This window comes from Paenibacillus sp. J31P190 (assembly GCF_059692075.1).
On the sequence record NZ_JCAUAS010000011.1, the window covers coordinates 13,293 to 36,881 of the forward strand.

Here is a 23,589-nt window from a genome sequence, read left to right on the forward strand (position 1 = left end):
TCATTCGTGAACTGCATAACGAAACTTATACTATTGAAACAATTAACATGATTAAAGGAGCATCGGAATGCTGACCAATATGGAGGAAAGAAAAATCACTAATGGAGATATTGACCTGATGATTGCCGAGATAGAGGAAGGCTGGAGAGAGTTGAGTATGATCAGTAGGTCTTGTCGGGATATTAGGGAGGATCTGGTTAGGCTAACGCAAGTTTTGGATGAAATCTTTTATTAAATACTGGTGTTACTTGTTAAAATGGAAACATCTTTCAATGCCTTTGTAAGACATTTATGTTTTAATGAACATATAGTTAATTGAAATTTCAGAGAAAAGGAGTTAATAACTATGAAAATAGCCTCTTTTCTATTACCCAAAGAGAAGGTTGCCTTTATCACATCGTCTGCTTCCATGCGGGAAGCCTTAGAAGAATTAGAAAATCACTATTACACAGCACTTCCCCTAGTTGATAGTGACGGGAAATATGTAGGCACATTGTCGGAAGGTGACCTGTTGTGGACGTTAAAAAATACACCTGGGATTCATTTTGATAATATCCATCAAGTGCCCGTGAGCGAAATCGAGAAGCATATTCATAATGAGTCTGTGTCAATTAATGCACACATGGAGGATATGCTGGCGTTAGCAGCCGATCAAAATTTTGTTCCGGTTGTTGATGATGACCATATTTTCATAGGCATTATTCGTCGAAAAGATATTATTGAATACTATATGAGAAATATAACCGATTAATGAACCCAGTGCCCATGATTCAAGTTCCATGAGGATTGACTTGGCAAGGCAATAACCTTTCCCCTTTTATGCTACTACATCGAAATCTCTATTCAAGACACTAAGCCTCCATACATTGCCGAATGAACAATCAATCCCAAATAAACGTTTATTGTGTTAAATTGTCCGTTAACAGAACAAGCTGCCCAATTAAATTGCGGCAGCCTAGTTGTGATATTGAGCATTGCTCTTCGTTAGCTAAAGAATGCACAACATATTTCATCATGATTTAGTTAGTTGTTTTCTATCTTCTACTTGTGGCGGTTCCTCCATCCAACCGTGTTTGATCATTAGTTCGCCACCGTCTTTGACAAAGGGTACAATTTTCTGAGTAAGTCGAGCCAATGTCAACAGCAAATCATTTCGTAAGCTAAATGCTCCACCAAGTGCATTGCTCCCAATACTAAATGATCCTAACAAGTTAGTGATATACATCATTAACTTATCCGAAAATGGAGCAACAGTAGAATTCGTCGCTTTCCCTGCAGGAGTAGCTGGCGGCTCTATGTAATCTTGACGTAAAAATTCACCTAAAGTGGTTTCAACGTCCTTTGATAATTTCATTCCTTCAATAAAATAATCTTTGACATGTTTATCATTTGCTACTTGGGCGAATCCAATCATTAATTGCATGCCTGTAAGGTTTGTTTCAATGGCATGATGTATAAGGGAAATTTCAATTGCATTTAATGATCTTGTTTCCCTTAACAAATTAAACCCTGATAAATAATTTTTATCCTTAATAAAGGAAATTTCTTTGGGCATTGTCATAAAAGGCGGGCGGACAAGAACACCTTTATCTAAAAGAAACTCTGTACATTGTTCAAACATCTCTTGTGCGTTTGCTGTTAATTGCTTAAATAGTTGTCTTATATCTTTACGATAGGACATCGTTGAGTACAACGCAAAAAGACTAGCTTCAATCTTGCTTATCATATGCAAAAACATGGGTTCATACAGATAATCAAATAACTTAGGAACTCCTTTATTAACGTCGTTCGCTGTAAAGCCAAGTGGAATAACGGCTCCTTCTTGTTGGAAAATAGTTATTATGGATTCTACAATTTGTTCCGATGAATCGTAAGTTGACTTTAAGATTTGTTGAATTTCTTCATTCTCAACGTGTTCAAGGAAATACTCTAAGAATCTCAATAACATTGTTTTTTCTTGATAAGTCATCCACAAGTTCCCTATTTCTGATGACGTCAATGGTACATGGTTTGAATTCATTGGCTATACTCCCTTGTTTTAATGATTATTCTTTTCCATTAACTCAATTTAAATTCCCAAGTCCCCCACAATTTGTTGTGGCTATTATTCCCTCCAACTTCGTGATTTAGTATTAAGTGCGGTTTCTTTAGCGAGAAATAAAAAGAAGCCGCATCATAGCAGCTTCAGTTAAAGTAGTTTTTCGTTAATTGTAAGGTAAATCGCCTTTTTTCTAAAACGATGTTTAAAAAGAGAAAGAAAAGCTTTTCAAGGCTTCGCTAGTACATGAATTTCAACTCCAAAACAAACTTTCATCAACCTGTTATATGTTATTATTTTAACATAACCGCTGTTATTACATGATAAGCTATTACATATACGCAAGTATTATTTTGTATATGGCCGGTCGCAATTGACCTATCCGAAGGTGAGGTCGAGCTAGTGCCTAAGATGCTGGAATCCGATGCAGATCTATTTACTGCAGCATTATCACAAACTCCGGTTTCCGTGTGGCAGCCGGACGCTGACGGTGTTTACTGCGAAGTAGATCGCGGAATCATCGAAAAGTTCACTAATAAATCTGTGAGACTGAGTACGAGAACGGATGATATCGCATATTACTTCCGTGATGATGGGACCCTATTTCGTGCTGAAACGTAAAAAAGAAGCTGGATCATTGATCTCAGCTTCTTCGTTCTTGCGTCTACCTGAAAGGAGAAATTAACCATATCGCAGGCGATACTTCATTCTATTTTCAATTCCACTATGGATACATTTTTAATTCGAACATTATCCGGTAAACAGGTTTTCTTTCTTTTCCGTTTTTAACGCAATAAACACTAGTATTGCCAAATAAAAAGCAAAGTATACATGGATAAGTTTTTTTCACTACATGATTATAAATTAGACGGTAAACCATGAAGATACATTTTTATACAATCTGTATTTTGTTTTAATGCATTTATTGTTTTTAAGTTTGGCCGTTTAAATATTTCTGGATGATCCACTTCGTTATATTCTTCCCGTACCGAAAAAGCCAGCTTTTCTTCGTCTGTGGAGAATTCCGCGTTAACATTAACTTTATTTCCACGTGCATCTAGGCGAACCCATCTTCCTATGGATGTAAGGTAAACTGCATTTAAAGCATGGATGCAGTACCCGGTATCTGGTGTGTCACCTATTGTAAGTCGTTGATAACAAAAACCAGTTGGAATCCCTTTGCTTCTTAATATGGCGCACAACAGATTAGACTTAGCGTAACAAATACCTTCCTTAAAGAATAGCGCTTCCGAGGCTTTACATGTAATTCGTGAACTATGAATATCCCAAGAATGAGATATTTCATCACGAACAAATTCATAAGCTTTTTTCACAAAATCATCTTCGTTATACGATTCGTCATATAATTCTGCTGCTTTTTCTTGAATGGAAAGGTGACTATAATCAACTTCCTCTGTTTCTACTAGATAATCTTCTAGAAAATTTGATTCACAAGATAACATCATTCCAGTTCACCCTCAATCGATTAATAACATCATGCGAACGCGTGTATAATAATACATAACATTGAATTATTATTCAATAAAATAAACACTATCGCATTTAGCAATTTCAAAGAAAGTGCTGCTGAAAAATGGATTTATTAAAGAGGGGCTTTTGCGACAAGCTGCTCTTTGGTCTGGAAAGGGCGTCATCGATTTAGAACTGTTCGGTATTTTAAAAGAGGACTACCTTTAATCAAGACTTCTTGGTATATCTTCGGGACAAGAATGTTGAGTATCCAAAAGTCCACTCATCTAAACAACAAACTCCTTAGCCTTTCAACCATACAGTCCTTGACGAATCATCGGCAGTTCTAAGCCTGCATATAGGGGATAACGGTTAACATCCAGCGCGGCCGTTAAGCTGCCATTCCTATATTGAATCGTCGTTTCCCCTTCTTTTTTAGGGACTAGTTTACCGTTTGTTGTAACCCTCCAATAACTCGGGATCTGCCGTTTAAATGAAAAAGGCAGCCGATCCAATCTGACCGGCTGCCAATATTTTTGGTTACTCCCACTTGAATGTTAGGCTGGCGATAATGAAGGCTACGAGCATCCAGCCGCCAAGCAGCGCGGCTTCACGCCACACGTCGGCAAGCGAGGCTCCGACATTCATGATTTGGCGCAGCGCTGTGGACAGATGCGAGATGGGCAGCAAATTGACTACAGGCTGCAGCCAGTCAGGCATATTCTTGATCGGAAAGAAGACGCCGCCTAGAAAAAGAAGTGGGAAGGAGACGAATCCGGCAATCGGACCAGCACTTTCTGGCGTTTTGGCAAGCGCGGCGATGATAAAGCCGATCGACATGAACGTCAATGTCCCGATTATGACGAACATGAGCAGAAGCATCCACGAACCGTTCACCTGCGTTCCGAAAATCAGGCTACCGATCAGCAATACGATTATCGCCTGCGCGCCGTTCAATACCAGTCGGGCCGTGATTTGCGCGGCAATGAAGCTGCGAGGTTGGAGCGGCGTACTCTGAAGACGCCGAAGGATACCCCGCTCGCGCCAAGATGCGATTTGGCCGGCGACCCCGTTCAGATTGTTATTCATAATCATCATAGCGACGATGCCTGGAACGAGGAAATCGATATACTTCAGGTTAAGGGATTGGACAGCTTGTGATTGAATCGTGATGACAGGGTTATAACCAACAATCTGCTTACTTATGCCATCGGCGATCTGAGACATGATGGGCAGCCCGATCTGATTGGTTGTTTGGCTCGTCTCATCGTAGTAAACGGTGAGTTTGGAACCTTGCATAGAGGATGATTTAGCGCTCACAGCATCTTCATACCCTTTTGGAACTGCGACGACAAGCTGCCGATCGCCATGCTTAAGATCTTTCATCGCCGCATTGAGATCTGTGCTCTCAGTTAATTTTAAAATGGATAGCTGCTTCATAGAGGATAGAAGCGCCTTCGACGCAGTCGTCTGGTCTTGGTCGATAACGGTGACGGAGAGCGAAGTGTTGTCCCCTTTTCCTAAGAATGAACCTAGTATCACCATGAAAAAGATCGGAAAAACGAGCGTCCAAAATAATACTTGCCGATTTCGCCCAAAAAGTCGTAACTGGGCTAAGGTCAATTGACGATACGCCTTCATTCTTCTCTCAGACTCCTTCCCGTCATGTGGATGAACACGTCCTCGAGCGTTGCCGTGCGCGTTTGCAGATCAGAAACCTTGATGTTTTGCTCAGCGGCTTGTTGTACAAATGCGGTCAGCGCATTTTGCAAATGATCCGTATACAACACAAACGTGTCTTTGCGCTGTTCAACTTGCTTCACATCAGACAATGACTGGACAAGCGTCAGCACTTCCTTCTTTCGTGCCTCATCTTCTCGGATCGGCTCCGGCAAGCGAAACTCGATGGCGCTGTCTGACTGCAGGCTGCGGACGAGCTGCTCCGGCGTATCGAGCGCAACGATTTGTCCTTTATCCATGAGGCAGATGCGGTCGCAAAGCACATGAGCCTCTTCCATGTAGTGCGTTGAGATCACCACCGTCTTACCGCGCTCCTTCAGGCGGAGCACGATATCCCACAACGTACGCCGGGCTTGAGGATCGAGTCCGGTTGTCGGCTCATCCAGAAAAACCACCTTCGGATCATTCACGAGCGCCAACGCAATGGCGAGTCGCTGCTTCTGACCGCCGGATAAGTTTTTGACGCGGTCATTCTTTTTTTCGCGCAATATCATGTCGTCGAGCAGCGGCTCGATCGGCACTGAGCTTGGATAAAAGCTTGCGTACATGCGGATAATCTCGTGGACGTGGAGCAGGTCGAATAGCGAAGTCGATTGGAGCTGAACGCCGATGATTTCCTTAACCTTATTCAAATCCTTTTTCGTATCGAAGCCTGCAACAAGTGCCCTCCCTTCGTCCGGACGCCGCAAACCTTCGATCATTTCCATCGTTGTCGTTTTGCCTGCCCCATTTGGCCCGAGCAGTCCGAACACTTCCCCTTCACGCACTTGGAAGTTAATTCCATTCACCGCAGTGAATTTGCCATACCTTTTGACGAGTCCGTCCACTTCTATGATGGCGTTAACCAAGGTTGGTTCCTCCCTTTCGATATTCCTACTAGTGATTCTTGTGCCATTTTTGACACTTATTTTTCTCGAATGACCAATAGTACACCAATAAAAATTAATAAGGTACCTATCCCAAAAGACAGGCCAACTTGCTCACCTAGTAATAGCCACCCTAAAAAAGTACCTACTATAGGCTGAAAAAAGAAGAATAATCCGCCACTTGAAGCGTTAAGCATTTGAAGTCCACGATTCCAAAGTAAAAACCCACATGCAGTGGAAATAACGCCTAAGAATAAAAGACCACCCCAAATAGCTGGATGCATCATGGCTTGAAAATCGAGCTCATCTAAGCGAGTAATTGTATAAGGCGTTAGTAAGGCGATTGCCACAAGAGTAGCATAGCTCGTTACGACAATTGGTGAATAATGCTCTGGTACACGTTTAATAAGAACAGACATAAGCGACCATGTTAGTGCTGCAATAAGCAGTGATACGCCACCAAGTTGATGAGATAAATCGATATGGGCATTTCCAACAATCGCACAGACACCTGTTGTTGCTAAAACAATAGAAATTGCCTTTTTAAATGTAATTTTTTCTTTTAAGATGATACGCGCAAACAGCACCATAAATGCGGGTGTCGTTGAAGTAATAATGGCACCCATTTGTGCATTAGAGAGCATCGTACCTACTTCTTGGGTTACGATAGAAATTGTATTTCCAACAAGCCCAATAATGAAAATTAATGGCCAGTCTCGTTTAGCAATCCGCCATGATTGTTTTGTTACGACGCCAATAACTAGCAATGCAAAAATCGCAATAACATAGCGGAGCCATACTAATTCAAGGGGTGGTATAACGTCTACCACAACTTTTACCACAACATACATCCCGCCCCAAATACTAGCAGCGAGTGATAAGTATAAAGAACCTAATAACGTTTTTTTCATGTTGTACCCTCCGTTTTTTCAAGACATTTCCTGTCCTTAACGGAGTTGTAGTTATTCTACCGTTAAGGGAGAATAACTACAGGTACATCATTTTCAAATAATGGTGACCACATCATCAGCTTCAGCTCACTTTCAAAACGTTTAATTGATTATACAACAATAGGGTTGATTTAGGCACCAAAGTTCAACTAAGAAAATACCGCTTTACATGCTGTGCCACTGCGACCAGTGCGTATTTTATTCCACCAATTCTACATTCAAAATATCGTCAAATGCTACCCAATCCGTACCATTTTCGTGGGATAGCTTTACTCTTCTTATCTCTTGATCAATTTTGGTGATTAGACCTGTAATTTGCCCATCCCCAGCCTCATTATAAATCTTTACACTAATAAATTGCTGGCTAAGTAAGGCATTAGCCATTACGTTGGCTATCTTTTTATTCTCACGATTACTAATACTCATTATGACTCCACTCCACTTCCAGAACATTTGTTCTGTACTTATTATACTTTTAGTAGTTCGAGTGGTAAAGAGTCTTTGGATATAGAGTTTCATTCGTTGGATTCGACAAATCGTATCAAATTCCACCCGTTTACAACGAAACGAGGTTTATTCATAATTGTATGTGGGTTACCATCTATTTCCAAGGAGTGATTCCATGTCAAAGAGCATCTTAATTCTAACCGGTGACGCTGCAGAAGTTCTGGAAGTGTATTACCCCTATTTTCGTGTATTAGAGGAAGGATACGAGGCCGTAATTGCTTCACCGACTAAGAAAGTTCTTCGTACAGTTGTTCACGATTTTATCGACGATTGGGAGACCTACACAGAGAAGCCAGGGCATCTGCTTCCGTCACACATCGCTTTCGTTGATGTAGATCCTAGTCAATATGATGGTTTAATCATTCCTGGAGGCAGAGCCCCAGAATACATTCGTTCGAACGAGCATGTTCCGCGCATTATTCGTCACTTTCTTGAAGCTGATAAACCAATCGGCGCTATTTGTCATGCTGCACAGGTATTCTCCGCTTTAAAAGACAACCGCTTTTTTGAAGGCCGCACCATGACTGCCTATAACGCTTGCCGTTTAGATGTTGAGCAGCTCGGAGCCTTATATACGACAGATTCACTTCATGTGGATGGGAAATTAGTCACTGGTCACGCTTGGCCGGATTTACCAGGCTTCATGCGCGAGTTTTTGAAACTGCTCTCCAAATAACTTACGTTGATTTTATAATAATCCTCGTTTTTTGCAGTCTGCTTGGCCTTACCGTATTTTTTTCTACAAGCTTACCGGATATAGGTAATTTATCCCATATTTAAAAGTTATCTCAAATATTTGAGGGCATAAAGTATTGGTCTATTTAACTCTGTAAAATATTACCTATCTCTGTTAAGATATGTTTTCCAAGGATTTTCGCTTAATAAACACACAAAAAAGGAGGCAAATATTGATGAGAAAATTAAGATTAGGTTTTATTACGGGGTTTTTAGTAGTCTGTATGTTACTAACATTCTCGGGAGCAGCCAGTGCAAATGACTGGCCGGGTCCAACGATTTATGCGGATGATTGGCCTGAGAGAGGTTGGTGCTGAGTCTAGCCCAGATTTCTTTGAACAGTTCTAAACTGATGCAGAATCAAGAGAGAACTGAAAAAGTCCGATATTTCTAGATTCCAAAATAATAAAATTAAACGAGCCTCTAGAATCACTTCTAAGGCTCGTTTTGCGTGTAGGGAGACATTCTATATTCAAGATTAGTTTTCATACGAATATTAAATTAATTATTTGTTACTCGATACAGAGGGGCAATTAACCGCATCAACATATCGACCTTCGGAATTCGATAGTCATCAATCCCGTTCGCATTGATGACCATGATACCGGTAAGGACAGATAAAAAACAGGCGATAAGCTCTCTAGGGTCTCCTGCCGCCAATTCTCCGACCTGCTGTCCCTCTTGGTATAACGGAAGCAGCATCTCAATAAAAGTATCCATCGAATACTGCTCCAGAAGGTGCTTAACCGTTACGGGCACACCGTCGGACGTACGCGCCTGGTGGATGAGCATGAAGTACGGTGCTCCGCTTTCATCGAGAATTTCCGCCGTCAAAGCCCTAATTTTCTCGATTGGCGTTCCCGGCATTTCATAGATGCTTCGCATGGCCGCTTCCGTTTCGACCATCGCCTCTTGAACAAGCGACATAAACAACTCATCTTTCGATTTGTAATAATGGTAGAGCAGCCCGTTGCTAATACCTGCTTTTTCTGCGATCATGCTCATCTTCGCGCTAACGATACCTTTATGGGCAAACACCTGGATGGCCGCCGCCTTAATTTGTTCTCTTCGTTCATCGCGGATTTGATGCAATTGTTCATCGTTTAATGGTGCCAATGTCGAGTGCTCCTTTGCCGGACGATATAGATATCTATCAGTATAACAAATCCGATTTTTAAAATCACTATTGCCTTGCCGGCGCGAACGGCGTTTCCGAGAATCGGGGCAGCAGATCTTCCAGAACTGCCTCGACCGACTGGCCGTCTTTCACCTGAAGCCCGGCGAGCAGTCGCTTACCTTCATCTGAAGCGGATAGAACTTGGACGGCTGTCTGCGGGTTGAAAATGTGACTGGGTGATACGGACAACGTATTCACGGCCCAATAGAGACCGTATAGTTGCCAATCGGGCTTGCTTGTAGCGTGCTTGAGATACAGCTCCATATATTCCCGGCTGAATGCATTCCCTGTGCTTGAATCCGAACCTTCGTATTCGACACCTTCCCATCGCAGATCGGCCGTGCAGTTTAACCAGAAGGCCGGTTCGATGGCTTCTTTGATTCGGAGAAGTACACCATGCTCCCAATCAGGCCGGAAATCGCCGTGTCGTTCTAGCAGACAAGTTTGCAGTATTTCGGCAGCTATCGCGGCCACAGTCATGCCTTGCCCGAAGATCGGATCATAGATGCAGTAAGCATCTCCCAAGACCAGCAATCCTGCAGGCCAGCGAGACATCAGTTCGTAGCGATGACAGTACAATTCTGGAACGCGGAAGCCTCGAGGAGAGGTGATGGGTTCAAGATCGCGTACGATTTCCGAAATGATCGGGCTCGGAAGCTGCTCCACGGCCAGTTCAAATTCTGCGGCATCCGTCGGAGGGTAATTCCCGCCCGGGCGGTATAGCAGCACTTCGGCAATCTGGTTCTCGATAAAGGAGAACACGCCCGTGTAAGTGCCGCCTGCAGGCTGACCCTGGAGGTTGATAACTTCCCATTTATCGATTATGTGGGTCAGATGAGAAGGTACTTTATATCGGCGAGTGCTGTATCCGAGCGAAACTTTCAGAAGATCCGGCTTCGGCACCTCGTATCCCAAATCCGTAAGCCATCCCGAAAGTTTCGAGGAACGTCCACTCGTATCAATAACCAGATCGGCTGTCAGAGCCTTCTCCTCCTTGGATTGATCTCGATCTCTAGCTAGAACGCCGGTAACGGCTGACCTATCAGGGGTCGTTAACAACTGGACCACATCGTGTCTGGGCAGGAAGCGTACGTTAGTAATGGCTTTTACGCGTTGACGGATGACCCACTCAAGTACTGCTCGACTAAATTTGATATCATTCCGGTCATACTTCATTTCCAGGCTCCCGTGCTGGTTCATGAAATAAACGACTTTGTTCAGAGACGAAGGAGAACCTTGCGCCACTAAGTCATTCTCATATCCCGGAAAAAGATGTTCCGTAATCGATTTCCCGCGCGTCGTGAAGCGATGCGGATGGAATGCCTGCGGAGTTCCAGGACGGAGGTCTGGCCCTGAGGGGAAGTCGTCTTTCTCGACGATCAGCACCTCTTCGTAATGATCCGAGAGTACGCGTGCGGTCATTAATCCGGCCATACCCCCACCAATGATGATGGCCTTGCTTTTGTTAGGATTTGTTGTCATTTTATAATTCCTCCTTGGTTTAGATTGACTCATTCAGTCGATAATTTTACAAAAAAACAATTATGGATTTCGATTCCGGCTGAACTATAGATTGAACGGTTCAGTCAATGTAATTTTGCGATAATCCCCAATTTTTGTCAACATGTTTTTAAGTGGGGAGCTGCCGCCAAGCAGACTCCTCAACTTTAGTTACCCGTTGCCAATTTACTTATAAATGTTGAAGGCCAATGCGATTGCCTTCACTGTCTAAAAACATCCCCAAATATCCTGCGTTATTGCCCGCATAGGTTTTCTCCATGACCACTTGTCCACCCGCTTCAGGGACCCTTGAAAGAATGGTCGCCAGGTCTGGACTTCCGTCAAGGTAAATCGTGACGCCATCGACAGAGGGCTTACGATGGGGACCCTTCACTAACACGCCCCTCCGTTGTGCTGTTCCTGAACCGGAAAAAACGCGTATTCATCATCCCCCATGGGCATCGACTGCATATCCACTCGAAAAACCCGCTCATAGAACGTTTTGGCCCGTTCCATATTCGATACCGGAATCTCCACGCAAATAAACAAACGTTGCAACTCAACCATGTCCAACTCCCCGTGCTTTTCGCTCATTCTAGTATTCCCTACCTTTCTAGCCCCACCAAAATCGGGGTGGAATGGGTAACAATAACTCGATTCAAATAACATTCTAGCACAATATATGGAAATTAATTTATGTGCTTTTGCTCCATTTTCATCATCAAATCGCAATTTTGCTTTTGCCTCTCTTCCCCTCTCCTTACCTAGCTCCGACTAAAATCGTATAACCTTGCTTGCCTAAGCGACGCGCAGTCTCAAATCCAATTCCTTTATTTGCCCCTGTAATAAGCGCTATTTTATTGATGTTTTGCGTTGACATATAAAAATCTCCTGTTAATTAGTAATCATTGTGAGTGCTCTTGGCCTCACTAATACTGTATAATGGATGGAAAATGCTAACGAGAGGTATGGTTATCCTAGGAGAACTACTACTACCGACTTTTGCCTGAAAATGTGGGGATTCCACAAAGGAAATCGAAGAAGAACACCGGGTCTCAGGCGGGGAGAAGTCGCTATGTTAGCAGGAATGAGTCTTGAGTGGTATACGTATCTTGAACAGGGAAGAGATATCCAAGTTTCTGCTGAAGTTTTGGATAGGCTGTGTATGGGGATTACCAGCTAATGAATGAGCGTGAACGGAATTTGGTATGGATTACCTTCACATCATCCTATGGGTAGCATGGTTATTGAATATCTTGCATTCAGGGCTGCAAATTGCAAGGAAAAACCTCCAGTTAGAAGGAAGTGTTAGACAATGAATGTAGAGATGGTTATGCAGGAGCTTGAAGCTCTCGGCAAGGAACGAACCAAGAAAATTTACGTATCCAATGGAGCGCACGAACCGCTTTTTGGCGTGGCTACAGGCGATATGAAGCCCATCGCCAAGAAAATTAAAATAAATCAACCTTTGGCTGAGCAGCTTTACAACACAGGGAATTACGACGCAATGTACTTTGCCGGCATAATTGCAGACCCAAAAGCAATGACTGAAGCGGATTTTGAGCGTTGGATGGATGCGGCTTATTTTTATATGCTGTCCGATTTTGTGGTTGCAGTAACCTTGGCAGAAACAGATATTGCTCAAGAAGTTGCCGATAAATGGATCGCAAGCGGCGAAGAGCTGCGAATGTCAGCGGGCTGGAGTTGTTACTGCTGGCTTTTAGGTAATCGCCCGGACGGTGAATTTTCCGAAAGCAAAATTGCCAATATGCTTGAAATTGTGAGAAATACGATTCACGATTCTCCTGAAAGAACTAAATACGCTATGAATAGTTTTATTTACACAGTGGGGGTATCCTATATGCCGCTCCATGATAAGGCGGTCGAGACCGCGATGGCAGTAGGCCCAGTAGAAGTCAAGCGGGACAAGAAAAAAAGCAGTTTCCTACAGGCTTCCGAAAATATTCAAAAGGGAGTAGATAGAGGGCAACTTGGTTTCAAACGCAAACATGTAAGGTGTTAAACTATGGCTTCGCCACAAGAAACGATTTGTGCGGTCAAGCCATTCAGGCTTCTCCCGGAAAATCCGATCAAGTAGAAATCATGGCCCAAAACTTTTCTTGCCGTTAGCCGAACAGGCTGCCGAAGATATCGGCAGCCTGTTGTCGTTGTGCAATCGTTTCCGTTAGCGCAATGACATAGTTTTTTCTGTGATACGGTTCCTCCCACCTCATTCCACTGGTACATCGTTTTCCTTCAAATAAATCACTCTTAAGACTATAGATAAAATAGAAAAAGGCGATCCTTCAAATTGAAGAATCGCCATCCATTGGTAGTAAATGGTTTTAAATTTTATCTTCCGTAATAAACTCTTCGACTCTATCCCTTTTGGTATACATGTCATACCAAATGTCGGCGATTTTATCTTGAACGCCTGAATTCGGCTGCATCCAGACTCCGATAGAAACATGACCGGCATAGATGCCTTTATCTTTCAATTCGCTATTTAAATTAAAAATATAGTTGCGAAAACCAGAACCGGCAATTCCTACATTCCCCATCATTGGTACAGGCGTTATTGCTGACCCTCCAGTTGTAAATAACAAAGCTCCGCTTCGTCCTATTTACACACCTCTTGCACCCTAGATACATTTATATCCATATTTATATCTGATAAATTCGACTTTATCATTACGCTATTCTCCCATTAGTTGAATAGCAAAAAAAGGACCTACAGCAACGGGCTGAGGGTCTAAGTTTTATATTTTAAAGGGGGTCGACTTTTATTATAAGCTTGATTCATTAATGCCACATGAAAATAAAATTTCAATCATGTTACATTTACTTAACTCTTGTATTGGGAAAATCCACTTTTGGAACATATTCTTCGTTTTCTCATCCTCAAACTCCTGGAGCCACTCTGTTTTATATTCTTCAATAACTACTTCTTCAGCCAATGTATTGTTTCATTATGTAATATCTCACCGATAGAACAAAAGCCACAACTTTCTTTTCTCTGTCTAAGTTTTCGGTCCCTCCATCTATAAACATGCTGCTATCTTGAATTAATTTACTTCTAATATTATTCTATACTCAATTTTCGAGTATATTTTCCCCCTCAGATATGGCTTATGATGAATTTGTAGCATGAAAACCCCAAATGGGGAAAAAGAAAAACAGGAGGCGTTTTATCATGAAGAAAACAATCAAATTAGGTTTAATAAGTGCTGTAGCTTCTGCTATCTTGGCTTTACCGGTGGTGGTAAGTGCTGAAACTCCCTCGCTAGACGAGTTCTTGTCCACAACTCCGCAAAACACCGAGATCCGTCAATTTCCCATAATTATTACCCATAATCCCCCAATGTATTTAACTTACCATAATCCTCCAACCTATTAAGAAGAAAAACCGGACGTTCCTACGTCCGGTTTTTTGCGTGCGTATGGCGGAAGAACCAATACATATACCTTAGCGTATGTTTTCGTTAATTATCTAAACGAGAGTGTGAAAACCGCTTGAAACATAAAGGTCTGCACATTGTTTACATGTATTCAATGTATTCTTGGATGCGTCGAACAAAAAGCAGACCAATACTGGAACAATTCAGGTCAAATCGTAGGACACGTGTTTTTTACTGGAGGTTTATTTTTCATGTTCTTACTTGGCTCGTCAATTTCTGAAAACTCTACCAGTCCATATTTCTCAAATTCTTGTTTTATGGAGTCAGAATCAAAAAAAACATTTTCACGCCTTCCATTATCTCGAAATAGTCTTTATCCAATTGGTTGCCCTTTCCATACATTGGGGCTTTTTTTTGAAACAGTTGTAAAAATCATATATCCATTTGGCTTTAACTGATTATAGCCTCGCCAAATCAATCGCTGTCTTTGAAATCTCAATACCTGTTACCAGTATGTCCTTAACATTCCTTTCAAGGAAAAAGTCCTTTGTCACGATTGCGGAGTCTGTAGGTTCAAATCCCCACATCTTCCAACAGATTCTTTACTCCGCTATGCTGCCCGTTATTTTAATAAACAAAGAGGAGCTGCCACAAAGCAAGCCCCTCAACTATAGTTACCCGTTTTTCATTAGGATGGATTTTTAACGGACAATATTTGTTTAGATAATCTTTTATCTATGATTTTAACAAGCACGATAATAAATAAGGCTAAAAAAACATAGTACATCTGGTCCCACCATACAAGGCTGTGAAGGATTCCAATCTTTATAAGAACTTGATTCACTGTATAAATAATTAAACCTGTTAAAATATATTTTATCCACCTCATTTTCCAATTGATTTTAACAATTAAACAATAATAAAAGCTTGCGCACAAATAGTAAATTGCTGAGAAGGCGATGGAATCGCGACCTACATTTTCAAACCATCCTGGACGATAGAATCGGTTCAAGAAAAAGAGCATTGGAAGAATATGGGCACTGGCAGAAATGGAACCAGTTATTAAATAAAGCATCAAATTATGTTTGAATCCTCTTGAAGGAAGTAAAATCCATTTATAAAAGACCTTGGCCAAAACAAAATACACAGGGAGACTTAATCCGGTATATTCTAACCTCCACCAGTGTTGTGTATAGATATGGAGCTTTAAAAATAACCATTCAACCCCTACAAAGTATCCTGAAAAAAAGACGATCCAAAGCCAATTTAAGTTGAAAGTTGCTATCAAAGTTGCTGTGATCGGTAAAGATAATGCGTTAGAGAAAAATGCTCCCAATTCACTGTCATAAAAAGAATTATGCTTGATAATATTGGGTTTATAATCATAGCTTCCTAAGAAATTAAAAATCGTGGTCTCGATGATATAACCATATCCAACCATTGTTAAATAAAGAAACAGAGTTTGCGTGTTTCTTTTTTTTAATATTATAAACCAAAATAATATTGTGTTTGAAATAAGTAGGGCAAAAAACCAATAAGAATTATGCACATCGTTCACTCCAATAATAGCCGAATACATAAATGAAATATCTTTTTATTATTGGAGATTTTCCAATTATTATACAAGGAGTTGCTGCCGCGGCAAAACTGCTCCTATATTCAACTAATCTGTTAATCCTAGTTGTTGATTTCATTGAACTAACGGCTAAGCCCAGTATAAATGTTTATTATTACTATATTCGTATTTTTACACTGCTAATCAGTTGCGCCTTTATATAGATGTAGAATTTTTTCTTCAGGACTGTCTTCTCTTTTTAACGATTCAGAAAAAGCTGATCTTTTTCACACCCTCTTTTTATACACCCTCATTGCAAAGAAATAGGCTACCAACAAAATCCCGACGCACCAAGCAAGAGCGACCCATATATCATTGCCCACCGGCTGATCTGCCAGTAGCGCACGGATGGCGTTCACGATCGAGGTCACAGGCTGGTTTTCGGCAAAGGCGCGAACGACCGACGGCATCGACTCAGTCGGCACAAACGCCGAACTAATAAACGGCAGGAAGATAAGTGGATAGGAAAACGCGCTCGCACCTTCAATCGTTTTTGCGGACAGTCCGGAAATCGCCGCGACCCAAGTTAAGGCCAGTGTAAACAACGCGAGTATGCCTGCTACGGCAAGCCATGGCAGTATTCCCGCTGACGAACGAAAACCCATAATCAACGCTACGAGAATGATGACGATCACCGATATGGCGTTGGACACGAGAGAGGTCAGCACATGCCCCCAAAGTAAGGCGGAACGTGAAATCGGCATGGTGTGAAACCGCTCGAATATGCCCCGCTGCTTATCCATAAACAGGCGGTAAGCGGTATAGGCTATTCCGCTTGCGATCGCCATAAGCAGTATGCCTGGCAACAGGTAATTCACATAGTTATCCGTTCCGGTTTGAATGGCACCGCCTAACACATAGACGAACAGCAGCATCATCGCAATTGGAGTGATGCAGACCGTGATGATGGTGTCCATACTGCGGAAAATATGGCGCATAGAACGTCCAAGCATAACGCTAATATCGGTGAAGAAATGATTCTTTGCCGTCTCCATTTATTTTGCCTCCTTTTTGCCGACGATTGAGAGGAAAATCTCTTCTAATGTCGGTTGTTTTTCGACATACTCCACCTTTGCGGATGGAAACAGCTTTTTTAGATCCGAGAGCGTGCCGCTAGCGATAATCCTACCCTCATGTAAAATTGCAATTCGGTCGGCAAGCTGTTCAGCCTCCTCCAAATACTGCGTGGTTAGGAGTACCGTCGTGCCGCCGTCGGCAAGCTCCTTGACAATCTTCCAAACCTCGATACGCGACTCGGGATCAAGTCCAGTGGTCGGTTCGTCGAGGAAAATGATCTGCGGTTTTCCCACAAGGCTCAAGGCGATGTCGAGCCTGCGGCGCATACCACCCGAATACGTAGACGCCCTGCGGTCGGCGGCGTCTGTCAAGCCGAAACGTGTAAGCAAATCGTCCGCAACCTGACGCGGATTTTTGAGGTATCGCAGTTTGGCAATCATAATTAGATTTTCCCGTCCGGTCAAAATTTCGTCCACGGCGGCAAATTGTCCGGTCAGACTGATCGCCTGCCGCACATTCTCGGGTTTTGACGCAACATCGAATCCGTTTACGGTGGCGGTTCCGCTGTCTTGTTTGAGCAGCGTGGTGAGGATTTTGACAACCGTTGTCTTGCCCGCCCCATTGGAGCCAAGCAGGGCGAAAATACTGCCCTTTTCCACCTCGAAATCAACGCCCTTTAGGACTTGATGCTGCTTGTAAGACTTTTGCAGTCCTCTGACTTGAATCGAATTATTTTGCATAACTTCCCCCTCCTTATCGAATAGTTACCTTGGACAAATCAGCCCCCATGCCTTTAAGCGAAGCATAAGTCAGCTTATCCATGACTGCGCCGTCAAAGCAGATGGTTTTGAATGCACGGTAATACTTATTGGTCAACGAAAAGAACGCCTGAAAAGACACATTCTTGAGTATAGCGCCCCTAAATGAAACTTCGTTTACTGCCGATTTGTCAAACTTAACGCCGATAAAGGTTTGCCCGTCAAAACGCAGCCCGCTCAGGTCGGAATATTCGAAATCCACGCCGTCAAAGATACAACCTTCAAAGCTTGTTTTTCTAAGGTCGATCTTGCTTAGCGTGACGTCGGTCAGTTTTGCACCTGTGAATTTGGCACCTTCCATCCCCGAAACACTGAAGTTGGTGCGTACAAGGATCGACTCATTGAAGCTTACATTCGTAAGGTCACTTGCTGTTAGGGTACAGTCCGTCAGATTTGCGCCGTCAAAATTGGCATCACGTAAATCACTGGTCTTAAACGAACTTCCGGTCAAGTCAGCACCCGCAAAGTCGGCACCGCGTAACGCGCTAGCATTAAATTGACCTTTATGGGCCTTAACGCCTGCAAAGTCGCCCATTGCCAAGTTGCTTGCGCTAAAGTTTGTCACTACTTGCCGTTCCAGCGAGCGGGAGAGGTTTGCGACCTCTAGAATCGTTTGTTCAATGTCGCCGATGCTCTCAATGGTCATCTTAAACGCTGTTTCATCGTCTTTGCCCTCGGCTTTGAGCTCACGATATCGCTCTTGCAAATCGGAGTGCAGGTCCGTCTTTAATTCGGTAACGCTTTTTACCCCATCGTATGGCGTAAACACGCCGTTCAAATAGTTCGTCAATTTCGGATTCATCATAATAATCTCTCCCTTATAATAAATTTTCTAGTACGCGCTTTGAATACTCCCAATTGCTTTTGTTGCGTGCGTAAACACCTTTGCCTTTTTCGGTAATCCTAAAATACTTTCGACGTCCGCCCTGAGATTCATCGCCCCAGTACCACTCGATATCGCCGTCTGTCTCAAGCCGCCGGACGCTGGAGTACATCGTGGCTTCCTTTAACTCATATTCGCCGCCCGAGCGCTCGGCGATCAGTTTAACAATTTCGTACCCGTAGCGGTCAGCTTCGGATAAGAGCCTTAAAATCATCGTATCGGTATGTCCGCGCAGCAGGTCGGATGTAATTTTGTTCTCGCTCATTTCATCACCTCCGTGTTTTTATAATACGACATACTACTATGACTGTCAAGGTAGTATTTCAAATAAAATACTTTGTTTGAAAAATTGGGTTTATTCAAAACGATATCTAACGGACATTCTATTTTTTTGTGCTTTATCAGCCAGTATAAAGAACATAAATATACCGATGCCCACTCCGACTTATACATCGGTGTAGGCATCGGTATGAATGTAGTCAGTTGGTTTCTTGGCGGTATTAATTGTTGTTTATGGTGTGCAGATTTCCTTTGAAAGAGATATGGGTTCTAGATTGCTCATTTATAATCCATTTGGGTATTGGGGCTTTGATGAAACCGCCTTAAGGTTTGTATTAGATTACCTATCTATGATGGGGATCTATATTTGCGGGACTCATTATACTTTAAAATATATTCAGAACCGTGAAAAGGCTAAGGCTTAATAAGTAGATCAAAAGTGGAAGTAGGGATATTAAATGTCAGATTCAAAAGAACTTACTGTCGCACAGAAAAATTTCGGAGATTTTGCACCAAAGATTGTTGAATTAACTGATGATGTTTTATTCGGAGATGTATGGAAACGTAAGGAGCTTTCTCCACGTGACCGTAGTCTAATTACCGTATCTAGCTTAATTACTGGCGGGAATGTGCAACAATTGAGATCCCATTTTAACTTAGCAAAACAAAACGGTCTTACGGAAGAAGAATTAATCGAAGTAATGACCCATCTTGCTTTCTATGCAGGTTGGCCGAAGGCAATGTCGGCTATGACGGTTGCAAAAGAAGTATTCTCAACAGAAGAATAACAATAACGAAAGGAAATACTAGGAGCAGTAATTTTTGGATATCCATAAACGAATATAAAAAAGCTCTTGGAGAGGTGAATTATGATGGAAATTCGTTCTTTAGGACAAACGGGATTAAAAGTAACGAATCTGTGTCTGGGCACGATGACATTTGGCAATCAGGCAGACAAAAAAACCTCCTTCGAAATACTTGACAAGGCGTTCGACGCTGGAGTGAGTTTCATCGACACGGCAGATGTGTATCCCATCGGGAGAGCTTCGTATGCCATTGCGGGTGCAACCGAGTCGATTATCGGGGAATGGCTAGAGGGTAAAAGAGACAAAGTAGTGCTAGCATCAAAATGTTTTGGTGCGATGGGACCCGGAGTAAATGATCGTGGGTTGAGTAGGAAGCATATCATAACATCCGTCGAGGATAGCCTCCGCCGCTTAAAAACGGACTATCTCGACTGATGTTGAGAACGACGCTAAGCAGCAGCGGAAAGGCGATGGAGAATGCGTATTTCACAGGTGACTTCAGCCTCGACCATTGCGTCCCAGCATAAAAAATGAGAGCAGACACTACTTTACCATAAATATCCAATTTGTTCAGCGCATTTTCAGCAACCTTTCAAATAAGATTCAGTTGGCTTTCACCTGTCTTTAAGCAACCAAGCCTATACTTCTAAATGTAAGTAAAACAATAGAGAGGAAGGAATGAGAGATGGGAGAAGGGCATATAAGAGGCTCGGAAAATTGGCACCAATTCAAAGGCAACTCCTATGAAGGCATACATCATGGCTTTCATGGATCTCCACTTCTGGGCATCGTACTGATGCTTGTCGTCGTTTTTATTGGATATTTGTTGTGGAGAAGATTTCGAGCACATAATCAGAGCAACCAGTTTACACATATCGATACTCCCACGTCGCAGGTTTATTATCAAATTCCCTTAAGTCACAGGGCGAGCATGTTAGACGAATGGGAGCGTAATATTCACAAGGAGGAGAAACCAAATGGGAATATTTAAAAGAGTAAAAGACATCGCATTGGCCGATATTAACGAGATTCTCGATAAAATGGAAAATCCGATCTACATGATTAAGCAGTACCTTAGGGAGCTGGAGGAACAAATCGCTACCGCTAAGGACGCGCTAGCGAATCAGTTGATCGCAGAACGCAAGTTTGAAGCATTAATCAGCGAGCTTGAGCAGGTCATCGGAAAACGTGTCCGACAAGCGAATCTAGCGCTCGATCGGGAAGATGAAACGATCGCACAGGTTGCAATAGAAGAAAAGCTCATTTGCGAAAAGAGGCTCCACGTGTATCGAGAGCAGTATCAGACTGTGCAGCAGCAAATCGCAATGCTGCAAGAAACGCTTCATACTTCGAAGGCGCTGTACGACGAGCTGCAAAGTCAAAAGTGGTTTCTAATGTCCAGAGCAAATAGCGCTCGGGCTATGCAAGACCTGAACCGTGTCGTCGCTTCCGTGGATACGGATACGATTCGAAAAGGTTTTTCCAGAATGGAGGAGCAGGTGTGGCAGATGGAAGCGAGAGCCGCCGCAGACGCTCAGGTCGATCGTTTTTTTCACAACCACGCTTCGGCTGGAACGAATACCCTTATCAAGAACGAGGTGCAGCAAGAACTGGAGCGGCTTAAAGCTGAAAGAAAGTAGGTTATTTTACCTACCTATCAACAAAGTACTAAATAAAGACGACCTCTCAAGAAGAGTGTCGTCTTTTTACATTTGAAACCAGAAAATCATTCCATACTTAGATTCCCTATACGATCCTTTTCGCACGAACATTGACTTGTTTTAAAAGTTCATCTTCATCAATCGTTATTAATTTACGATTTTTCATGAGCACTTTACCATTAACTATCGTTGTATCAATTATGGATAGGCTGCGCAAAACTTGCGGGAAGCACTGTCGGGTTGCCATAACCTAATTTCTGCAACCAAGGGTTGATCATCCTCGATCATCGTAAGTATGTTTATATTCTTAATTAATGTTTTCAAAAGAAAACCTCCTACTATCTATTGATAATTAGGAGGTTAAACTATGACGTAAGTTTAATGTCAACGACTTTAAAATACGTATAACAAACATAATGAACAAGTTCATATTCATAAACTTACTCAATTGATCCTAACAATGGGGAGGAATTCTTATGCCTGAGAAGATAAAGCTGCAAAAATTCGTGGATGAACTGCCTATTCCAAACACGTTGTCTCCCAAAAAGCGAACCTATAACCGTTCATACTATGAAGTGACCATGACGGAGTTTTCTCAGAAGCTGCACAGAGACCTCGGACCAACCCGTTTATGGGGTTATGAAGGAACATTTCCAGGTCCTACATTTGATGTGATGAAGAATGAAACCGTGTTTGTTAAATGGATGAATGATCTGCCAAATAAGCACTTTCTTCCCGTTGATACAACGATTCATGGTTCCGAAATCACTCTTCCAGAGGGTAGAAGCGTTGTACATTTGCACGGAGGAAGAACGCCTGCCCATAGTGATGGTTACCCCGAAGCATGGTTTACGAGGAATTTTGAACAAACGGGGCCTTTGTTTGAACGAGAGGTTTATGTGTATCCAAACATTGAACGAGCCACCATGTTATGGTATCACGACCACACGGTAGGAATTACAAGATTGAACGTTTACGCGGGACTGGCGGGATTATATCTCATTCGCGACATGCATGAACAATCTCTTAATCTTCCGAGAGGAGAATATGAAATACCACTATTAATTGTGGACCGCTCGTTCAACCCAGACGGATCACTTTATTACCCCAGCAAACCGGATCAAAACGATGCAGGTCTTCCTCATCCATCTCTTGTCCCTCCTTTTGATGCGGATACCATTCTGGTAAACGGGAAAGTTTGGCCATTTCTGGAGGTTGAACCAAGAAAATACCGATTTCGTATTCTAAATGCCTCCAATGGGCGAATCCTTACATTAAAATTGTCCTCTGATCAGCCTTTTTATCAAATTGGAACCGATGGCGGCTTTCTTGAGACGACGGTAGAACTAAATGAATTTATACTTATGAGTGCCGAGCGTGTAGATGTGATCATTGACTTTTCTCAATATTCCGGTCAAAGCATTATTCTAAAAAATGTCACGAAGACTGCATCCTCTGAAACAACAGACGTCATGCAATTCAGGGTAACCGTTCCGTTAAAAAGTAAAGATACCAGTTCCTTTCCTTTTTATTTAGGGGGAATCATCCGACTCCAAAGAAGTATGGCAAATAGGACAAGAGATTTAACACTCATTCGACTCAAAGATCAATATGGTCGATCCTTGAATTTGTTAGATGGAAAAATGTGGATGGATCGAATATCCGAGAGAATTGAATTACATACCGTTGAAGTTTGGCGAATCATCAATTTGATCGATGATGATCCTCATCCCATCCACATCCATTTAGTTGACTTTCAAATTCTTGATCGCCAGCCTTTTGATGTTTCTCATTTTCATAAAACCGGAAACCTTATTTTCACGGGACCTCCTGCTCCTCCCGATTCCTATGAAATGGGATTTAAAGATACGGTTCGGACCCCTTTTGGTTACGTTACATCCATTATAGCCCGTTTCGGCCCCTTCACTGGGCGTTATGTATGGCATTGTCACATGCTGGAGCATGAAGATTACGAAATGATGCGTCCCTTTGAGGTTATTAGAACACACAGGTGAAGGCATGTACAGAGAGCCATTGGCTCTTTTTTATTTTAAATACATAAACCGCAAAACGATTAAAGGAAAAAAATGGAGTGTTCGCTCTCATTATGCATAACATCATATCATCTC

General features: G+C 42.4%; 29 protein-coding genes and 4 pseudogenes. 14 read left to right on the forward strand and 19 right to left on the reverse strand.

Going from position 1 to position 23,589, the window contains the following annotated elements:
* Positions 1–67: 67 nt before the first annotated feature.
* Entirely contained in the window at positions 68–235 is a 168-nt protein-coding gene (locus tag AC58U0_RS19610; RefSeq protein WP_497380663.1) for a hypothetical protein, read from the forward strand.
* A gap of 111 nt (positions 236–346) precedes the next feature.
* Positions 347–751, forward strand: coding sequence for a CBS domain-containing protein (locus tag AC58U0_RS19615; RefSeq protein ID WP_497380665.1), 405 nt, complete (start codon positions 347–349; stop codon positions 749–751).
* A 261-nt stretch (positions 752–1,012) separates the two neighbouring features.
* On the opposite strand, the gene AC58U0_RS19620 is transcribed toward AC58U0_RS19615, so the two are convergent.
* A complete protein-coding gene (locus AC58U0_RS19620; RefSeq protein WP_497380667.1) occupies positions 1,013–2,020 on the reverse strand; it encodes a DUF3231 family protein in 1,008 nt (335 codons plus the stop codon).
* Between the two features lie 429 nt (positions 2,021–2,449).
* Here AC58U0_RS19620 and AC58U0_RS19625 point away from each other — a divergent pair, with 429 nt between their 5' ends.
* On the forward strand, positions 2,450–2,659 hold the full coding sequence (locus AC58U0_RS19625; protein WP_497380864.1) for a hypothetical protein: 210 nt from the start codon (positions 2,450–2,452) through the stop codon (positions 2,657–2,659).
* A gap of 236 nt (positions 2,660–2,895) precedes the next feature.
* Here AC58U0_RS19625 and AC58U0_RS19630 read toward each other — a convergent pair whose 3' ends face one another.
* Complete coding sequence (locus AC58U0_RS19630) at positions 2,896–3,504, reverse strand: transglutaminase-like domain-containing protein (RefSeq protein WP_497380668.1); 609 nt, start codon at positions 3,502–3,504, stop codon at positions 2,896–2,898.
* A 103-nt stretch (positions 3,505–3,607) separates the two neighbouring features.
* Here AC58U0_RS19630 and AC58U0_RS19635 point away from each other — a divergent pair.
* Positions 3,608–3,736: pseudogene (locus tag AC58U0_RS19635) on the forward strand (GNAT family N-acetyltransferase); the annotation flags it as partial.
* Positions 3,737–3,819: 83 nt separating this feature from the next.
* Here the strand turns inward: AC58U0_RS19635 and AC58U0_RS19640 are convergent.
* The 5 genes from AC58U0_RS19640 to AC58U0_RS19660 form a co-directional block, all read right to left on the reverse strand.
* Complete coding sequence (locus tag AC58U0_RS19640; RefSeq protein WP_497380669.1) at positions 3,820–4,023, reverse strand: hypothetical protein; 204 nt, start codon at positions 4,021–4,023, stop codon at positions 3,820–3,822.
* Between the two features lie 25 nt (positions 4,024–4,048).
* Entirely contained in the window at positions 4,049–5,149 is a 1,101-nt protein-coding gene (locus AC58U0_RS19645) for an ABC transporter permease (RefSeq protein WP_497380670.1), read from the reverse strand.
* On the reverse strand, positions 5,146–6,096 hold the full coding sequence (locus AC58U0_RS19650) for an ABC transporter ATP-binding protein (protein ID WP_497380671.1): 951 nt from the start codon (positions 6,094–6,096) through the stop codon (positions 5,146–5,148). The genes AC58U0_RS19645 and AC58U0_RS19650 overlap by 4 nt, the downstream gene beginning before the upstream one ends.
* A 56-nt stretch (positions 6,097–6,152) precedes the next feature.
* Positions 6,153–7,025 (reverse strand): DMT family transporter, encoded by an 873-nt coding sequence (locus AC58U0_RS19655; protein WP_497380673.1) that lies wholly within the window; start codon positions 7,023–7,025, stop codon positions 6,153–6,155.
* A gap of 237 nt (positions 7,026–7,262) precedes the next feature.
* Positions 7,263–7,490: a YolD-like family protein gene (locus AC58U0_RS19660; protein WP_057305205.1), complete on the reverse strand. Its 228-nt coding sequence runs from the start codon at positions 7,488–7,490 to the stop codon at positions 7,263–7,265.
* A gap of 196 nt (positions 7,491–7,686) precedes the next feature.
* On the opposite strand from AC58U0_RS19660, the gene AC58U0_RS19665 reads away from it, so the two are divergent.
* Positions 7,687–8,247, forward strand: coding sequence for a DJ-1/PfpI family protein (locus tag AC58U0_RS19665; RefSeq protein WP_057305204.1), 561 nt, complete (start codon positions 7,687–7,689; stop codon positions 8,245–8,247).
* 235 nt (positions 8,248–8,482) lie between these two features.
* The gene (locus tag AC58U0_RS19670; RefSeq protein ID WP_497380674.1) at positions 8,483–8,623 is read left to right on the forward strand and encodes a hypothetical protein; all 141 of its coding nucleotides are present in this window, start codon (positions 8,483–8,485) and stop codon (positions 8,621–8,623) included.
* Between the two features lie 184 nt (positions 8,624–8,807).
* Here AC58U0_RS19670 and AC58U0_RS19675 read toward each other — a convergent pair whose 3' ends face one another.
* The 5 genes and pseudogenes from AC58U0_RS19675 to AC58U0_RS19695 form a co-directional block, all read right to left on the reverse strand.
* A complete protein-coding gene (locus tag AC58U0_RS19675) occupies positions 8,808–9,422 on the reverse strand; it encodes a TetR/AcrR family transcriptional regulator (protein WP_497380675.1) in 615 nt (204 codons plus the stop codon).
* A gap of 67 nt (positions 9,423–9,489) precedes the next feature.
* A complete protein-coding gene (locus tag AC58U0_RS19680; protein WP_497380676.1) occupies positions 9,490–10,965 on the reverse strand; it encodes an FAD-dependent oxidoreductase in 1,476 nt (491 codons plus the stop codon).
* Positions 10,966–11,173: 208 nt separating this feature from the next.
* Complete coding sequence (locus AC58U0_RS19685) at positions 11,174–11,377, reverse strand: VOC family protein (RefSeq protein WP_497380677.1); 204 nt, start codon at positions 11,375–11,377, stop codon at positions 11,174–11,176.
* Positions 11,377–11,550 (reverse strand): VOC family protein, encoded by a 174-nt coding sequence (locus AC58U0_RS19690; protein WP_497380679.1) that lies wholly within the window; start codon positions 11,548–11,550, stop codon positions 11,377–11,379. The genes AC58U0_RS19685 and AC58U0_RS19690 overlap by 1 nt, the downstream gene beginning before the upstream one ends.
* 196 nt (positions 11,551–11,746) lie before the next feature.
* Positions 11,747–11,863 (reverse strand): annotated as a pseudogene (locus tag AC58U0_RS19695) (SDR family NAD(P)-dependent oxidoreductase); the annotation flags it as partial.
* A 122-nt stretch (positions 11,864–11,985) separates the two neighbouring features.
* On the opposite strand from AC58U0_RS19695, the pseudogene AC58U0_RS19700 reads away from it, so the two are divergent.
* Positions 11,986–12,157 (forward strand): annotated as a pseudogene (locus AC58U0_RS19700) (helix-turn-helix domain-containing protein); the annotation flags it as partial.
* Positions 12,158–12,298: 141 nt separating this feature from the next.
* On the forward strand, positions 12,299–13,006 hold the full coding sequence (locus AC58U0_RS19705; RefSeq protein WP_497380680.1) for a DNA alkylation repair protein: 708 nt from the start codon (positions 12,299–12,301) through the stop codon (positions 13,004–13,006).
* Positions 13,007–13,328: 322 nt separating this feature from the next.
* On the opposite strand, the gene AC58U0_RS19710 is transcribed toward AC58U0_RS19705, so the two are convergent.
* Positions 13,329–13,589, reverse strand: coding sequence for a dehydrogenase (locus AC58U0_RS19710; RefSeq protein WP_497380681.1), 261 nt, complete (start codon positions 13,587–13,589; stop codon positions 13,329–13,331).
* 587 nt (positions 13,590–14,176) lie between these two features.
* Here AC58U0_RS19710 and AC58U0_RS19715 point away from each other — a divergent pair.
* The gene (locus AC58U0_RS19715; protein ID WP_497380682.1) at positions 14,177–14,380 is read left to right on the forward strand and encodes a hypothetical protein; all 204 of its coding nucleotides are present in this window, start codon (positions 14,177–14,179) and stop codon (positions 14,378–14,380) included.
* A gap of 209 nt (positions 14,381–14,589) precedes the next feature.
* On the opposite strand, the pseudogene AC58U0_RS19720 reads toward AC58U0_RS19715, so the two are convergent.
* From AC58U0_RS19720 to AC58U0_RS19745, 6 genes and pseudogenes are all read right to left on the reverse strand, one after another.
* A pseudogene (locus AC58U0_RS19720) lies at positions 14,590–14,968 on the reverse strand (class I SAM-dependent methyltransferase).
* Positions 14,969–15,069: 101 nt separating this feature from the next.
* Positions 15,070–15,930: a hypothetical protein gene (locus tag AC58U0_RS19725; protein ID WP_497380683.1), complete on the reverse strand. Its 861-nt coding sequence runs from the start codon at positions 15,928–15,930 to the stop codon at positions 15,070–15,072.
* Positions 15,931–16,223: 293 nt separating this feature from the next.
* On the reverse strand, positions 16,224–16,991 hold the full coding sequence (locus AC58U0_RS19730) for an ABC transporter permease (RefSeq protein ID WP_497380684.1): 768 nt from the start codon (positions 16,989–16,991) through the stop codon (positions 16,224–16,226).
* On the reverse strand, positions 16,992–17,753 hold the full coding sequence (locus tag AC58U0_RS19735; RefSeq protein ID WP_497380685.1) for an ABC transporter ATP-binding protein: 762 nt from the start codon (positions 17,751–17,753) through the stop codon (positions 16,992–16,994).
* A 13-nt stretch (positions 17,754–17,766) separates the two neighbouring features.
* Entirely contained in the window at positions 17,767–18,633 is an 867-nt protein-coding gene (locus AC58U0_RS19740; RefSeq protein WP_497380865.1) for a pentapeptide repeat-containing protein, read from the reverse strand.
* Positions 18,634–18,649: 16 nt separating this feature from the next.
* The gene (locus AC58U0_RS19745) at positions 18,650–18,979 is read right to left on the reverse strand and encodes a PadR family transcriptional regulator (RefSeq protein WP_497380686.1); all 330 of its coding nucleotides are present in this window, start codon (positions 18,977–18,979) and stop codon (positions 18,650–18,652) included.
* Positions 18,980–19,451: 472 nt separating this feature from the next.
* Between AC58U0_RS19745 and AC58U0_RS19750 the strand changes: the two genes are divergently transcribed.
* From AC58U0_RS19750 to AC58U0_RS19770, 5 genes are all read left to right on the forward strand, one after another.
* Positions 19,452–19,781 carry a carboxymuconolactone decarboxylase family protein gene (locus AC58U0_RS19750; RefSeq protein WP_497380687.1) on the forward strand — a complete coding sequence of 110 codons (330 nt, stop codon included), beginning with the start codon at positions 19,452–19,454 and terminating at the stop codon, positions 19,779–19,781.
* An 81-nt stretch (positions 19,782–19,862) separates the two neighbouring features.
* A complete protein-coding gene (locus AC58U0_RS19755; RefSeq protein WP_497380689.1) occupies positions 19,863–20,234 on the forward strand; it encodes an aldo/keto reductase in 372 nt (123 codons plus the stop codon).
* 250 nt (positions 20,235–20,484) lie between these two features.
* On the forward strand, positions 20,485–20,790 hold the full coding sequence (locus AC58U0_RS19760) for a hypothetical protein (RefSeq protein ID WP_497380690.1): 306 nt from the start codon (positions 20,485–20,487) through the stop codon (positions 20,788–20,790).
* Complete coding sequence (locus AC58U0_RS19765; protein WP_497380691.1) at positions 20,777–21,439, forward strand: PspA/IM30 family protein; 663 nt, start codon at positions 20,777–20,779, stop codon at positions 21,437–21,439. Before AC58U0_RS19760 ends, AC58U0_RS19765 begins: the two co-directional genes overlap by 14 nt.
* Positions 21,440–21,936: 497 nt before the next feature.
* Positions 21,937–23,475, forward strand: coding sequence for a multicopper oxidase family protein (locus AC58U0_RS19770; RefSeq protein WP_497380692.1), 1,539 nt, complete (start codon positions 21,937–21,939; stop codon positions 23,473–23,475).
* The last annotated feature ends 114 nt before the right edge of the window (positions 23,476–23,589 follow it).